This is a genomic window from Paenibacillus sp. 7516, assembly GCF_002272715.1.
GTDB classification, from domain to species: Bacteria; Bacillota; Bacilli; order Paenibacillales; family Paenibacillaceae; genus Paenibacillus; species Paenibacillus illinoisensis_A.
This window is the reverse complement of record NZ_NPBI01000006.1, coordinates 59,870-75,104: the sequence shown is the minus strand read 5'-3', so window position 1 is coordinate 75,104 and position 15,235 is coordinate 59,870. Positions and strand designations below refer to the sequence as shown.

Here is a 15,235-nt window from a genome sequence, read left to right as displayed (position 1 = left end):
AACAGCGTAAAAAAGACATAGATACGATAGGGGAGATTATCATGGGAACGATCCTGCTGAAGGGTGCACAGCTTGTCACGATGAATGCGGAAGAAGATATATTTACAGGGGATCTGCTGATCGAGGATAACAAAATCAAAGAAATTGCCGAGTATATCGACGTTCAGGCTGATCAGGTTATTGATGCCCGTGGCAAAGTTCTGCTGCCAGGCTTTATTCAGACACATATTCATTTGTGTCAGACACTCTTTCGTGGACGTGCGGACGACCTGGAGCTCATGGATTGGCTTCGTCAGCGAATCTGGCCACTGGAGGCAGCGCATGATGAGGAATCCGTCTATTATTCGGCGATGCTTGGGCTGGGCGAACTGATTTCGAGTGGAACCACGACCATTTTGGATATGGAGACCGTGCATCACACGGATTCGGCTTTTCAGGCGATGGCACAGAGCGGCATTCGGGTGATATCTGGCAAGGTCATGATGGACCATGGTGACGAAGTGCCTGAACCGCTGCGTGAAAATACGGCAACCTCGCTGCAGCAAAGTGTTGATTTGCTTGAGAAATGGAACGGTTTCGGGGGCGGACGCATTCAATATGCGTTTTGTCCGCGATTCGTTGTTTCCTGTACAGAGGAGCTGCTCGTTGAAGTACGTGATCTATCGAACAAGTATCATGTGAAGGTGCATACACATGCTTCGGAGAACCGTGGCGAGATTGAACTGGTCGAACATGAACGCGGAATGCGTAACATTGTCTATCTGGACCATATCGGTCTGGCAACCCCACGTCTCGTCCTTGCACATTGTGTCTGGCTTAGTGAAGAGGAGAAGGAAATCATCCGCAAGCGAGGGGTAAAAGTTACCCACTGCCCCGGCTCGAATATGAAATTGTCATCAGGTATAGCGGAAATTCCTGACTTGCTTAACCGCCAGATCGCGGTGGGAATCGGTGCGGACGGCGCACCATGCAACAACAACCTGGATATGTTTCAGGAAATGCGTCTGACAGCATTAATTCAAAAGGTTCCTCATGGGCCTACGATCATGGATGCACGTACGGTTCTGCGCATGGCAACGATGGGGGGTGCCGAAGTGCTTGGGCTGTCGAAGGAAATTGGCAGTCTGGAAGTGGGCAAAAAGGCAGACATGGTGTTGTTGGATCTGGATGATTTCCATACGTATCCTTCGTATGAGACAGATGTTTATTCCCGCGTGGTGTACTCCGCGACTCGGAGCTGTGTGGACACGGTCATTATTGATGGAAGCATTGTGCTCAAAAACCGCAAGATCCAGACCATTGACCGTGGCATCGTGCTTCGCGAATCGGATAAGAGCATTGCACGTTTGATGAAGAGAATCTGAGTTAGGTAATTTTCAGAAGCAAATGTTGTATAAATGCTGCTCCTAGAAGATTTTTCGGAAAGGTGGAGACGAATATGGAAATGCATGATCTGTGTGCAATTGCAGCAGGTGAGGCACGCTGTGTACTTGCAACAGCGGTCAAGGTGGAAGGTCATGCTTACCGTAAGCAGGGAGTCTCTATGCTCTTGACCGAAGATGGCAGAATGTATGGCAGCATAAGCCCGGGATGTCTCGAGAGTGATCTGCAAGCACGTGTTAAACATGTGCTGGACACGGGAAACATGGCATTTGCCGAATACGACATGCGCCCTGAAGATGATCTCTCTTGGGGAGAAACGATTGGCTGCGGAGGATTGGTCGTTGTCTTGCTGGAACCTGTCTGCGGCGAACTGAGAAGTGTATTAACTGAGATGTACGCTTGTTTCACATCCGGTTCAGCGGCGAAGTTTACTCGTTACTTTCAACATCATTATTCCCTTGTTCAGTATGAATGGCATCGAGTTGATTCAATCGATAGGAAACTTGTTCCTTCCATAGAAGCACCTCGCATGTCTTCCGATTCATTCCGGACAGAAATCGTTAAGGACGTAAAATCAACTGAAGCAGAGTACTGGAATCTGCCTTTGCAGATAACGACCGTATACACTCCTAAACCGCGCCTTATTATAATCGGGGCGGGAAATGATGCCATACCTGTTGCCAGGCTAGCGAGGGGATCAGGATTTCATGTCATCATTGCTGATTGGAGAGAGGGACTGTGTACGTCCGAAAGGTTTCCGGATACAGATCTTGTTCTTGGTTTTCCCACTGAAATTATGCCTGTGCTGAATATACGATGTAGGGATTACCTCATACTGATGAGTCATCAGTTCCCGCGTGAACGTGAATTCTTGGAGCTTCTGTCGGGAAGTAAGTATGCTTATCTGGGTATTATGGGGTCCAGAACACGGACAGCACGACTATTGAATGATTTACCACCACTACCAAATCTCCATTCTCCGGTCGGTCTCAGTATCGGGGCAGAGGGTCCAGAAGAAATCGCCATTAGTATTGCTGCTGAACTGATTGCGTGCAAGCGCGCTGCTGTGACAGGAGACTGCTCTGTTCAAAGGGGGAGTACCCATGCGTTTGACGGGCATTCTGCTCGCCGCAGGTAAGAGTACCCGTCTTGGCCGAGATAAATTAGCAGTGGCTATGCCAGATGGGAGATCTTTGGCGGCCTGGTCGCTTCAAGCGGCACTCGATTCTGAACTGGAACAGGTCATCTGTGTGGTGAAACCGGAGGATTCCTTGGAATGGCTCCCCGAGAACGTACTCCACGCATCAGTATCTTCAGCTAACTATAGGAGCGAGACTAAGCTCCAAATTGCTCTCAGTACAGAATATTCCTCCGGTATGGCCGCATCGCTTCAATGTGGTCTCAAGGAAGCCAAGGAATACGGGGCAGAAGGTGTAATGATTCTTTTGGCGGACCAGCCTTTAATAAGGGCGCAGGATATTAATCAGGTTTTGGCAGCACTTGCAGTGAACAAAGAGTCTGATTATGCAGCTGCTGCGGACGGCGAGGGGCGGAAGCCTCCTGTTGCCTTTCGCTCTCATATGTTTGATCACCTCCATGCTCTTGTCGGAGATGAGGGTGCGCGGAAGATTATGCGTAATGACACCTTCTCTGGGATTCAGGTAAACTTGCCTGACTTTTGTTTCTGGGACGCTGATACGGAGGCTGAACTGAAACGCATCATGGAATATGTAAATGAATCAGCTCAAATGAAGTAACTTCGACCCAATAACATGCCCCCTCAATTGAATACAACGAAGTCGTAGGTTATCTACTTATCTCTGCTCTCTTAACATAAACAGGTCATCCAGTTCGTTTGGTTGGCCTTTTTGTGTCGTTTATAGGATTTCACGTGAGGAACAGTGTTAGGTATCGTAACTCCTATCATGCATGAAGCACAAAATGTGGATTGTATTTATACATTTATCCAAATCGATGTGAAGCTAATTGACGCTAACCCTTTAGTCTCATATGATTTGAAGAATTATCTGGATCCTGTAGCATGAATTATCTTCAACAGTCAGCGCCTATACGGATTGAATCCAGCGTCCTATATCGTGTTTATAAGAGAGAGGGGATGGAACGATGGTAATACCAGCATATGGGTCAGGAGCGATGCCATCGGTATGGCAGCCGGAAGATCTGGAAGAACTCCGGATGTTGAGGAACAGGTTGGAAGGAAGCTTCTGCTACGCTGCAGGTGCAACATTGCTGCGGACCCAGTGGGAAGGCGGTCTTGTACCTTCACCGGAGCATATGATCAGTCTGGCCCGTATTCCAGGAACAAGTGACGTATATATGGATGGAGATCGAATGGTGATCGGGGCCTTGACCCGATTGAATAGATGTATTACGGACGAATTATTTCATCATCTATCGTTATTACAAGAGGCTGTGAAAACGATAGCTGCGCCGTCCATTCGCAATGTAGCGACAATTGGCGGCAACATTGTATCTGGAGTCGGAGATACGTTACCTGCATTACTCACATACAACGCAGAACTGCAGTGGATGACGGACGAAGGGTTGGAAATCCGTACACTAGACTCCTGGTTAAAAGGGGGGCGTGATGGCAGTCGCAATCCAAGTGACGTGTTAATCTCGATCCAGGTTCCGCTGGATAAGATGTCTGTCTCTGATCCGAAGAACCAAGAGCCTGACGTGAGAGAAATTGCATTTTACCGCAAGCTGGGCAGGCGAGAGACGTTTAGCGCATCTCTGGTAACCATTGCTTTTCGAGGAGAGATTGGTACAGATGGTCGTTGGGAAAAGGTTGTGATCGCTGCAGGTGGAGGGTCAGGTGTAGCCATGCGGTTACCTGCCTCGGAACAGCTTCTGCTTCGCGAAGAGGCTTCCCTTATGCAAGCTGAGTTGCTAGGCAGAACCGCTTCTTCGGAATTTGTGACCTATGGCGATGTCTTTGCAACTGAACAATATCGCAAGCAGACTGCTGGTAATTTGCTGGGGGCTGGACTGTGGGAAGCACTATACCGTTGATTCAAATCTTGATCAAGAAAAGGGGAGAGAGACCATGCTGCTGAATCGGAAACATAGCGGAAAACGGTGGCATTTGAGACCGGACGGAATTCCAAAGGTAACTGGACAACTCCAGTATCTAACGGATATGACGCTACCCGGAATGCTTCATGGAAGAGTACTGCGCAGCACCTATCCTTATGCTCGCATTCTATCCATAGATACTACAGAAGCAGAGGCGATGGAGGGAGTGTATGCTGTCCTTACCTCCAAAGACGTACCCGGCCTGAATCGTTTTGGAATTGCAACGCCTGACCAGCCTGTATTTTGCGAAGACGTTGTACGTTATGTCGGGGATGCCCTTGCGGCAGTAGCTGCGGATTCCCCGGAACGGGCAGCACTGGCACTCGGTGCAATCCAAGTGGAGTATGAGGAGCTTACCCCGCTAGACAGCACGGATGCAGCTCTTGCTCCTGACGCACCGGAGCTGCATCCACATGGACCGGGCAATGTACTGCATCGCACCGAAATTAAACGCGGGAATGTGGAGCAGGCTTTTGCAGCATGTGAACACATTGTCACGGAAACGTATTATACACCTCGTCAAATGCACGCTTATATGGAGACAGAAGGCGGCCTGTTTGTCCCGGATGACGAAGGAAGGCTTAATGTCTATGCAGCCACGCAGCACGGGTACAAGGACCGGATGCAGCTGGCACGGATTATCGGTTGTCCTGAGGAAGATATCCGTGTCGTATCGTCTCCCATTGGAGGTTCTTTCGGGGGGAAGGACGAATTGAACGTGCAGCCTTATGGCGCACTTCTTGCGTTGACCAGCGGACGTCCCGTGAAAATGCATAATTCCCGCAAGGAATCCGTTCGTGCAGGTCTGAAGCGGCATCCGATGAAAATTGAAATGCAGACGGGAATCAGCCGCGAAGGCATTATTCAAGCTCACCGGGTTCGCATTACGGCAGATACAGGAGCGTACGCCACGCTTGGAGCACCTGTGCTGAACTTCTGCACGGAGCATTGTCTAGGTCCTTACTCCATACCCAATGTGGATGTAGAAGGCTTGTCCGTGTACACCAACAATGGGCTATCAGGTGAATTTCGCGGATTTGGTGGGAATCAGGCAATCTTTGCTGTAGAAGGCCAAATGGATCGACTCGCTGAGATCATGAATATGGACCCATGGGAGTTTCGCAGACGGAACATGAGAGAAAAGGGTGACCCTGGTCCGTTAAATCAGAGAATTCTGACTACAGATGGACTGTCACAGGTATGGGAAGCCATGGATCGTTCTGAATTATGGCAAAAGCATCAGCATCCCCAGGCAGATCCTTCTCAGCCCCCATGGATCAAGCGCGGCGTAGGAGCTGCAATTGCCATGCATGGTGCCGGATTGGGTTACGGGATCCCGGACCCGGCAGGAGGCCGCCTATCTCTTAATTCCGAAGGGAAAATAGAAGTGGCTTTCAGTTACGAAGAATTTGGTCAGGGATTGATCGCTACATTGGAGATCATGCTCTGCGATCTGTTTCAATGCAATACTTCGGATCTAAGTATCATCATTGGCGATACGGATCGGGTTCCTCACAGTGGCTCGAGCACCGCTTCACGTTCGACAACGATGGCCTGGATGGCTCTGCAGCGATTGCAGACCCCTTTCCGTTCCAGAGTCCTATCGGCAGCATCGGCCTTGTCGGGCATTCCGGCTGATGAACTGGTGACAGGACCTGGCGGTGTATGGCGTAAAGGCCAACTGCCTAGTGATGATGTAGAGACGAAATCATTGGGATTTGTTACTGCCTACTCTGATTTGGCGGGCCAGGGCACAGCGGAAGAATGGGTATTTGATACTCATTTCGATTATCCAACCACGCCAGACCATGTCGTGGGCGGACACTATCTATATACGTATGCGGCGGTTGCCGCAGAGGTAGAAGTGAACACGTTAACCGGAGAAGCCAAATTGCTCGATACACGTCATGTGGTAGCCGCCGGACCTGTCATTAATCCGATGGGCTTCATTGGACAGATCGAAGGTGGAAGTGTGATGGCACTCGGGTTTACGTTAACGGAGGATGCTGTCATGCAGGATAGTCGATATCTTACGACCAATCTGGATACGTATTTGATTCCAACGATACGGGATATCCATACCAATCTCGAGGTTGAGGCTATTGAAGACCTCCCCGAAGGAGATCCTTTTGGACCGAGAGGGATTGGCGAGATTGGTTCTGTGGCACTCGCGCCGGCAATCACTGCAGCAATTCATCAGGCTACCGGGGTGTGGGTGAATCGATTGCCCGTTCCGCGCGAACAACTGGTTCAATCACTACATGTACCTTTAAAGGAAGGGGTGAGTCCCTCATGAGCAAGCCGCTTGGTAACATCTGGTCAGCCGTAGTGAATGGGGAAGAGAAGCGTCTTGACATTGCTCAAACAACCCGGCTGGTGGATGTGCTTCGAACTCATTTGAACCTGACCGGAACCAAGGTGTCCTGTGAAGTTGGACGCTGCGGTGCATGCATGGTGCTTATGGATGGAGAGCCGGTCAACTCCTGCCTGATTATGGCTTATCAATGTGAAGGAAGTGAAATTACGACCATTGAAGGGCTTCATGGTGAGCGGGAAGGGGGTCTGCACCCGATACAGCAGGCCTTTGTTGAAGAGGGCGGGTTTCAATGCGGTTATTGTACACCAGGTATGGTTATTGCCACCAAGGCACTGCTTGATCATCATCCCCAGCCTACACAGGAACAGATCGAAACGGGATTATGCGGCAATCTATGCCGCTGCACCGGATATGGAGGAATTATTAGAGCAGTATGTAAGGCAAGTGAGAGTTGCACAGATTCATCAGTTGCATCATCTCATGATATTAAAAGCGAGCGAATGACAGCTGTACAGCAAGATTAAGAAGTGAGGGTATACAGACCAGAGAAGGGGACTCCTTTTTTGGTTTTTTTTGTATAATCCATGTGAATTTATCATTAGGAATCGAGAACGAGCTGCCCCAATAGAATTTAGATAGAAATAAAAGGATTATTTCAATCAAAAACGTTACATAACATTTATTATGTAAACTTATAATTTTCAATACCTCCTATAAGCTGTATCTATATTGTTAAATGAAAATTAATGATGATCATGACGGTGATCTAGATAAAAAATTCCTAAATTTATCAAAGAAAGTATAAATATTGGATTTCTTATATCAATTGATTTCGTGAATAATCTTGTAGGAAACGACTTTATATAAATCGTTTTCGAATTTAAGGAGCTTAAAGGGAGTTGAACTAAGAATAAAGTGATGAGAGTTTGTTAAGTCCATGTTTGAAGAATTTTATTCAACATTTTCTTCCACCTGAAATTGCTCTTATCCGAAGGGGAGTAATGCTCCAAAAATGAAAGGTTTTTTTAACTTTTTTAATCAATCGTTATGGGAGTTTATATGATAAGAGTCTTCAGAATGAGCACAAGTCTTATTGCCTGATCAGATCCAAGCAAAAAGGGAGAAACTTTCAATCGAAGTGTAAAAGGGTGTATATAGATCATTTTCATATGGATTTGCGATGGATTTGGGAGTACTTTCCATGTATGCTGTTGAAAACTGGAAAGGAAGTGGGGAAAATGGAACGCGAACTGGCGTTGGAAATTGTCCGAGTAACAGAATTGGCTGCGTTAGCTTCAGCCCCCTGGATGGGACGAGGTGACAAGAACAGTGCAGATGAAGCGGCTACTTTGGCCATGCGCGCCATGTTCGATTCCGTGTCTATTCGCGGCACGGTGGTAATCGGTGAAGGAGAAATGGACGAAGCACCCATGTTGTACATCGGCGAGGAAGTGGGTAACGCTGAAGGACCTGAAGTAGACGTTGCTGTAGATCCTCTTGAAGGTACAGAAATTGTGGCCAAGGGACTGAACAACGCTTTATCGGTTATTGCAGTGGCGGGAAAAGGAAACCTGCTCCATGCACCGGATATGTATATGGAGAAGCTGGCTGTAGGTCCAGCACTGGTCGGCAAGGTCAGCATCGAAGACCCGGTTGAGGTTACGCTTGAGAAAGCAGCTGCTGCACTGAACAAAAACATTTCGGATCTGACTGTCATGATCCTGGACCGTACACGGCATGAGAGCACGATTAAAACGCTGCGCAAGGTTGGCGTACGAATCAAGTTCCTCAGTGACGGCGACGTAGCGGGTGCCATGGCCCCTGCATTCCCTGAGGCAGGCATCGACTTATACGTTGGTTCTGGCGGAGCTCCTGAAGGCGTACTGGCTGCAGCAGCGCTCTCTTGCCTGGGAGGCGAAATACAAGGCCGCTTAATGCCTGCCAATGCAGACGAGTTCCAGCGATGCCTGCAGATGGGCATTGATAATCCTTACAAAGTCTTAACGATGCAGGACATGATCGGTACCGAAGATGTCATTTTCGCTGCAACCGGTGTAACGCCAGGAGAGATATTGGGCGGTGTGCGTTATCTTGCAGATGACCGTGCCGAGACGGATTCCATTGTCATGCGTGCCAAAACCAAAACGATCCGTTACATTCGCTCCGTGCATTTCCTGCCCAACAAGGAAGTGCTGCACAAGGTAAGGAAACTGCAAGCCACGCCGGAACCTTCAGACCGTATCCAGAGCCCGGCTAAAATAGTGGAACAGGCAGAGTTTAGCCAATCTTCAGTTAATCAGAGTGTGTTGACATAGACAAAACCGCACTTTAAAGGTCTAAAAATCGCTGCCAAACCATAGGTTATCTATTCGAATCATCGATCATTCTTAGGACAAGATTTATGCTCTTAGATCAATCAAACAGGAAGGGAATCTGCTTATAGAGATCCTCTTCCTGTTTTATGTTAAAAGCATTGACAACGGTTACAACACATGAGAAAATGTACGCGCGTACATAAAAATCATCTTCTACAAATAGTATCGTATTTAAAGGACGTAAGGGGGTGAAATTCATGGCATCCCGCAAAGAGGTCGCTGACTTGGCAGGAGTCTCCGAAGCTACGGTCTCTCGGGTTCTTAACGGGGTTGGTCCGATGAAAGAGGAGACTCGCCGCAAAGTATTGGAAGCTTCTCAGAAGCTGGGGTATGTGCCGAGTGCCCTTGCACGCAGCTTCGCCAGAAGCAAAAGCGGCAACCTCGGGGTTGTTTTGCCTTATGTTCCGAAGGCGCATTTGTTTTCTGCTTATTTTTTCTCCGAAATGCTAAGTGGTATTGGTAATAAGGCCAGAGACAGCGGTATGGATCTGCTGGTCATGTTCAGATCACCAGGTGAAGTCATGAATTATGCCGACCTGTTCCGACGTCAAAAAGTGGACGCCTGCATTATTCTTGGGGCCAGAGATGACCTTGGGGAACTGGCAGCGATGCAGCAGCTGCAAGAGGAAGGTCACCCTTTTTGCGTTATGAATCAACACTTTGCAGGAGAGGCCTTTCTGGAAGTGGATGCTGATCATGTGGAAGGCAGTCGGCTCGCCATTCGTCACCTTACCGATCAGGGCTACCGCAATATTGCTTTTCTCAACGGTCCGGACAGTTATTCCAACAGTCAGGAGCGGCTGCAAGGTGTCCGCGTTGGCTTGCAGGAAGCCGGAATGGAGCTGGATCCCAGCTTGCTGCTTGAAGGGAATTACAGCAGAAGAAGCGGTGTGGAGGCTGCAGCCACGATTGCGGCAAGGCTTGACGAGATCGACGCCGTATTTGCTGCCAATGACCGTATGGCTATTGGTGTTATGCACGGTTTGCGTGAGCGCGGGATTAGGGTGGAGGATTTCCCGGCTTTTGTCGGGTATGACGACTCCGATGCTGCCGAGATGGCCGTGCCTCCGCTAACCAGCGTCAGGGTACCTTTTTATGAAATGGGCGAACTGGCCGCATCGAAGCTCATTCATGGTTCTTTGCTTGGAAGCGCTTCAACTAAGGATACGGATTTTTCTTCTGAATGGCCTAGAGAGTTATTGCCTGCAGAGTTAATCGTCAGAGCTTCATCGATTCGTAAGTAGTATAGGAGCATGATTTAGATTCCAAAGGAGGAAAAGAACATGTCACAACGTCTACGTGTCGGAATGGTAGGATACAAGTTTATGGGGAAGGCCCATAGCAATGCTTATCGCAGTTTGCCGATGTTTTTCCCGTCTGCACCGTTACAGCCTGAAATGGCAGTCATCTGCGGCCGGAATGAAAAAGGTGTCCAGGAAGCAGCGAACCAGTTCGGCTGGTCTGAAAGTGTAACCGATTGGCGTGAATTGGTACAGCGCGATGATATTGATCTGATTGATATTAACGCTCCGAGTGATGCACATAAGGAGATTGCACTGGAAGCGGCCCGTCAGGGTAAACATTTGTTCTGTGAGAAACCGCTGGCCTTGTCGCTTGCCGATTCGCGAGAGATGCTTCAAGCAGCAGAAGATGCTGGTGTTGCCCACATGGTTGGATTCAACTATCGTTTCTCTCCGGCTGTGCAGCTTGCCAAGGAATTGGTTCAGAGCGGCCGCCTGGGTAAGATCTATCACTTCCGCGCATTTTTCCTGCAGGACTGGATCATGGATCCATCATTCCCGCTTGTCTGGCGCTTGCAGAAGGAAGTGGCTGGCTCGGGATCGCACGGCGATCTGGGTGCACACTTAATTGATCTCGCACGCTTTCTTGTTGGTGAGTTCCAAGAAGTCATCGGAATGAGTGAGACGTTCATTAAGGAACGGCCGCTTGCTTCCGAAATGACTGGACTCAGTGCCAAAGGCAGTTCGAGTGCGGATGCACCGAAGGGCGAAGTGACTGTGGATGATGCCACATTGTTCCTGGCCAGATTTGCTGGTGGCGCGCTTGGCAGCTTCGAGGCTACACGCTTTGCAGCAGGTCACCGCAGCACAAATTCATTCGAGATTAACGGCAGCCTGGGCAGTGTCCGGTTTGACTTTGAACGAATGAATGAACTGGAAGTGTATTTTACGAAAGATGAAGAGGACGTTCAGGGATTCCGGCGTGTTCTGGCTACAGATCCGGCGCATAAGTATGCCGAGGCATGGTGGCCAGCAGGACATACCATCGGATTCGAGCATACGTTTACACACGAGATGCTGGAACTGGTTACAGCCATCTCTGAAGGTCGACAGCCTTCACCAAGTTTCCACGATGGTGTTGCGTGCCAGGCTGTGCTCGAAGCCGTAGAACGTTCTGTAACAGAACGGCGCTGGGTTTCCCTTGATGAGATGTGAGCAATGTTTAGCTATTTATACATGCTAGAGAATTCGAAATGAAGAGAAGTCAATCGATCAGCGTGACAGCGATACACAGGCAGGATCTATAAAACTATCCGAAAGCGAGTGATAAAGCGATGAGTAAGGCACTTATTGTATGGGGCGGCTGGGATGGACATGAACCGGAGCAGGTAGCAGCGATTTTTGAGCGCATTTTGAAGGAAGAACAGTTTGAGGTCGAGGTTTCGAACACATTGGAAGCCTATGCAGATGCCGACAAACTGCTGGGACTCGATCTGATCGTTCCACTGTGGACGATGGGACAGATTGAACAGGAACTGGTCAACAATGTATCGGCTGCCGTTCAGAGCGGTGTTGGGCTCGCAGGCATTCACGGCGGAATGTGTGATGCATTCCGGAACAATGTCGATTGGCAGTTTATGACTGGCGGTCAGTGGGTTGCACATCCGGGCAATGATGGCGTGGAGTATACGGTAAACATCAAACGCGGTTCAAGTCCACTGCTGGACCACATTGAAGATTTTCAGGTGAAAAGCGAGCAATACTACCTGCACGTTGACCCTGCAGTGGAAGTACTGGCAACAACTCGTTTCCCGGTCGTGGAAGGTCCCCATTCAGCGAATGGGCCAGTGGATATGCCGGTTGTATGGACGAAGCGCTGGGGTGCTGGCCGTGTGTACTACAACTCGCTTGGTCATCATGCGGATATTGTAGAGATGCAGCAAGTCACTGAAATGATGCGCAGTGGCTTCAAATGGGCTGCAGCAGGTAAAGCGGTTGCTAACAATAAAACAGGCAAAAAAGCTGAAGTATACACAGGCATGGCCGATAACCAAACTTAATTTCCGTTACTTTTTGTGATAAACCAAGTGACAAACGTAAGTGAGCAAATCTTGACCAGCATTCCACAATTCCGATCCGCTTGAAGGGAGCCCACCTGCATGAAAACAATGAAAGTAGGCATTATTGGCTGTGGTAAAATCAGCAGTATTTATATGGAAAACTGTCACCGCTTCGAAATCTTAGATCTGGTTGCCGTAGCGGATATTGACCGCAAGAGGGCTGAAGAGCAGGCAGCAGCCTATAACGTTCCGAATGTATACACGGTTGATAAGATGTTGGCCAATCCGGAGATTGAACTGATCATCAATTTAACGATTCCTGCAGTACACGCAGATGTATGTTTACGCTCTCTTGAAGCGGGAAAACACGTCTACGTCGAAAAACCACTCGCTGTTACACGCGAGGAAGGGCAGGCTGTTCTGGAAACTGCCAAGCGCAAAGGATTGCTGGTAGGCTGCGCACCTGAAACATTCTTCGGATCAGGCATTCAAACCTCACTCAAACTGGTTGAAGATGGCGTTATCGGCAAACCTGTAGCTGCTACAGCTTTCATGATGAGCCGAGGACATGAACACTGGCATCCCGATCCGGAATTCTATTACGCTTCAGGTGGCGGACCGATGTTCGATATGGGCCCTTACTATCTGACAGCATTAGTGCAGCTGCTGGGTCCGATCAGCTCTATTGCTGGCATGACAGGCAAAGCGATGGAAGAGCGTACCATCACAAGTGAGAAAAAGAGAGGGCAGACCATCCCCGTTGATATTCCAACGCATGTGGCAGGACTATTGCAGTTCGAGCAGGGCGCCATTGGCACCCTGATTACAAGCTTTGATGTTTTTGGAGGAAGCGCACTGCCACCGATTGAGATCTATGGCACACACGGCACGCTGCAGGTACCCGATCCTAACACATTTGGCGGCCCTGTACGTTACCGTTTGCTGGGTGAACAGGAGTGGACGGAAGTTCCTCTTCTTCCGGGCTATCAGGAAAATACACGCGGGATTGGTGTAGCTGATATGGCGTATGCTGCTAACAGCGGCCGCGCTCACCGAGCGAGCGGAGAGCTTGCCTACCATGTGCTAGAAGCAATGTGGGCATTCCATGACTCTTCTGATGAGCAGACTTTCTATAAAATGAGAAGCACCTGTCAGCGTCCTGCTGCTCTTCCGGAAGGTTTGGCTCTATATAGTCTTGATCAATAATTTTGGATACGCAGCATGAATACAAATCAAACAGCCCTGTCTTCCGCTCAAGGAAGCAGGGCTCTTCGTTCGTTTTGATCTTACAAATTGATCGTCCAAACACATTTAAGGCTCAAATCCCTCCTGACTGATCCAGATCTCATGTTCCGCAAAATGCTTTCTCATCCGTTCCTCGACGATCTGATAGGCCTCAGGTTGATACCAGTCTTCTAAGCCTAACTCCTGATAGAGCAACTCCATGCCCAATCTGCGCGTGCGTTTCCCTTGACTGCCATCGCCCATGAAGTAATCATCGATACATACACGTTGAACCAGAGGCCGAAGGAGGGACGGAAAGTTATCGCTGCTCGGAAGCACAGGAGCAATCGCAACCTGGGTAGCTATACCTGCATCCCTTAGTTGTTCCAAGGCATGTAATCTACCGGGAATGGGTGGTGCAGCCGGACTAAAATGCTTGCGAATATCATCCCGATCCGTCTCAATCGTCATGCTGACACGCACCCGGTCACCCAATTGCTGCAGCAGGTCCATATCCCGTGTGACGAGAGGACTGCGGGTTTGAACCAGAATGAAATCCGGAGGATGCTGTATCATCACTTCGAGCAGTGAACGTGTAATTTGCTCCTTATATTCGACAGGCTGATATGGATCGGTACTGGATGACATAAAGATTGTGACTTTACCTTTGGAGCGAGCACGTTTCAACTCTTTGGCAAGTACGCTGTCAGCTTCCTGCTTCACATCAACCCAGCTTCCCCAATCCTGCTTGCGGAACAAAGAAACGGGCATTTGCCTGACGTAACAGTAAGAGCATCCAAAAGAACAGCCTGTATAGGGATTTAGCGTGTGAGTGTATCCGTTAAGGAAACCGGTCCCTTTGTTCAACAGAGTCTTAGGTGTTTTATATAAATATTGGGTCTTATTCATTGCTGTTGCTCCTGTTCCCGGTAATGAGCAGGTGTCTGCCCTGTAAGCTTGCGAAACACGGCACTGAAATAGGCCGGATTCGTTATACCTACTTGGCGACCGATATCTGAAATCGAGAGTGTAGTGCTCGCAAGCAGTTTTATCGCTTCGGTCACCCGTGTGTTCTGAATATATTGCACCGGAGTTATACCCGTAATCCGCTTGAACACACGATGCAGATGATACGGGCTACCATGGCTAATCTGGGCAAGAATATCCAGAGTAAGAGATTCTGAATAATGATGGTTAATGTAATTCGTTACAACGGAAACCCATTCCTGATCAGGAACACGCTGTCCTGTAGGTTTGCAGCGTTTGCATGGTCTGAAGCCTTGTGCCAGTGCATCTTCAGGGTGATGGAAACCCAGTACATTTTCGTATTTCGGATCTTTGGATTTGCATGAAGGTCGGCAAAAAATACCTGTCGTCCTGACACCGTAATAAAATTCTCCGTCATAGGAGGCATCATTGCTGATAATGGCTGTCCATTGCGTTTCATCTATTGCAAAAGAAGGGAACTCTTGTTTATCCCGAAGCTTCATAGGGATCACCTCACGACACATTATACCCTTGTACGTAAGATGTTCA

The 15,235-nt window shown here is 48.9% G+C and carries 13 protein-coding genes; 11 read left to right on the top strand and 2 right to left on the bottom strand.

Going from position 1 to position 15,235, the window contains the following annotated elements; all coding sequences use genetic code 11:
* Positions 1 to 41: 41 nt before the first annotated feature.
* The 11 genes from CHI14_RS03815 to CHI14_RS03765 all read left to right on the top strand — a co-directional run bounded on the left by CHI14_RS03815 (position 42) and on the right by CHI14_RS03765 (position 13,681).
* Entirely contained in the window at positions 42 to 1,364 is a 1,323-nt protein-coding gene (locus CHI14_RS03815) for a 5'-deoxyadenosine deaminase (protein WP_095287097.1), read from the top strand.
* Between the two features lie 74 nt (positions 1,365 to 1,438).
* The gene (locus CHI14_RS03810) at positions 1,439 to 2,521 is read left to right on the top strand and encodes an XdhC family protein (RefSeq protein WP_095287096.1); all 1,083 of its coding nucleotides are present in this window, start codon (positions 1,439 to 1,441) and stop codon (positions 2,519 to 2,521) included.
* Positions 2,487 to 3,140 (top strand): nucleotidyltransferase family protein, encoded by a 654-nt coding sequence (locus tag CHI14_RS03805; protein WP_095287095.1) that lies wholly within the window; start codon positions 2,487 to 2,489, stop codon positions 3,138 to 3,140. The genes CHI14_RS03810 and CHI14_RS03805 overlap by 35 nt, the downstream gene beginning before the upstream one ends.
* A gap of 367 nt (positions 3,141 to 3,507) precedes the next feature.
* Complete coding sequence (locus tag CHI14_RS03800; RefSeq protein ID WP_095287094.1) at positions 3,508 to 4,419, top strand: FAD binding domain-containing protein; 912 nt, start codon at positions 3,508 to 3,510, stop codon at positions 4,417 to 4,419.
* A gap of 34 nt (positions 4,420 to 4,453) precedes the next feature.
* Positions 4,454 to 6,778, top strand: a complete 2,325-nt coding sequence (gene pucD, locus CHI14_RS03795) for a xanthine dehydrogenase subunit D (protein ID WP_095287093.1) — start codon at positions 4,454 to 4,456, stop codon at positions 6,776 to 6,778.
* Positions 6,775 to 7,323 (top strand): (2Fe-2S)-binding protein, encoded by a 549-nt coding sequence (locus CHI14_RS03790; RefSeq protein WP_095287092.1) that lies wholly within the window; start codon positions 6,775 to 6,777, stop codon positions 7,321 to 7,323. The genes pucD and CHI14_RS03790 overlap by 4 nt, the downstream gene beginning before the upstream one ends.
* A 714-nt stretch (positions 7,324 to 8,037) precedes the next feature.
* Positions 8,038 to 9,114: a class II fructose-bisphosphatase gene (gene glpX, locus CHI14_RS03785; protein ID WP_095287732.1), complete on the top strand. Its 1,077-nt coding sequence runs from the start codon at positions 8,038 to 8,040 to the stop codon at positions 9,112 to 9,114.
* A gap of 257 nt (positions 9,115 to 9,371) precedes the next feature.
* On the top strand, positions 9,372 to 10,418 hold the full coding sequence (locus CHI14_RS03780) for a LacI family DNA-binding transcriptional regulator (protein WP_095287091.1): 1,047 nt from the start codon (positions 9,372 to 9,374) through the stop codon (positions 10,416 to 10,418).
* Between the two features lie 39 nt (positions 10,419 to 10,457).
* Positions 10,458 to 11,630, top strand: a complete 1,173-nt coding sequence (locus CHI14_RS03775) for a Gfo/Idh/MocA family protein (protein WP_095287090.1) — start codon at positions 10,458 to 10,460, stop codon at positions 11,628 to 11,630.
* A 119-nt stretch (positions 11,631 to 11,749) separates the two neighbouring features.
* Entirely contained in the window at positions 11,750 to 12,475 is a 726-nt protein-coding gene (locus tag CHI14_RS03770) for a ThuA domain-containing protein (protein ID WP_095287089.1), read from the top strand.
* Between the two features lie 99 nt (positions 12,476 to 12,574).
* On the top strand, positions 12,575 to 13,681 hold the full coding sequence (locus CHI14_RS03765; protein ID WP_095287088.1) for a Gfo/Idh/MocA family protein: 1,107 nt from the start codon (positions 12,575 to 12,577) through the stop codon (positions 13,679 to 13,681).
* 105 nt (positions 13,682 to 13,786) lie between these two features.
* Here CHI14_RS03765 and CHI14_RS03760 read toward each other — a convergent pair whose 3' ends face one another.
* Positions 13,787 to 14,608 (bottom strand): SPL family radical SAM protein, encoded by an 822-nt coding sequence (locus tag CHI14_RS03760; protein ID WP_095287087.1) that lies wholly within the window; start codon positions 14,606 to 14,608, stop codon positions 13,787 to 13,789.
* A complete protein-coding gene (locus tag CHI14_RS03755; protein WP_095287086.1) occupies positions 14,605 to 15,189 on the bottom strand; it encodes a bifunctional transcriptional activator/DNA repair enzyme AdaA in 585 nt (194 codons plus the stop codon). The genes CHI14_RS03760 and CHI14_RS03755 overlap by 4 nt, the downstream gene beginning before the upstream one ends.
* Positions 15,190 to 15,235 lie beyond the last annotated feature (46 nt).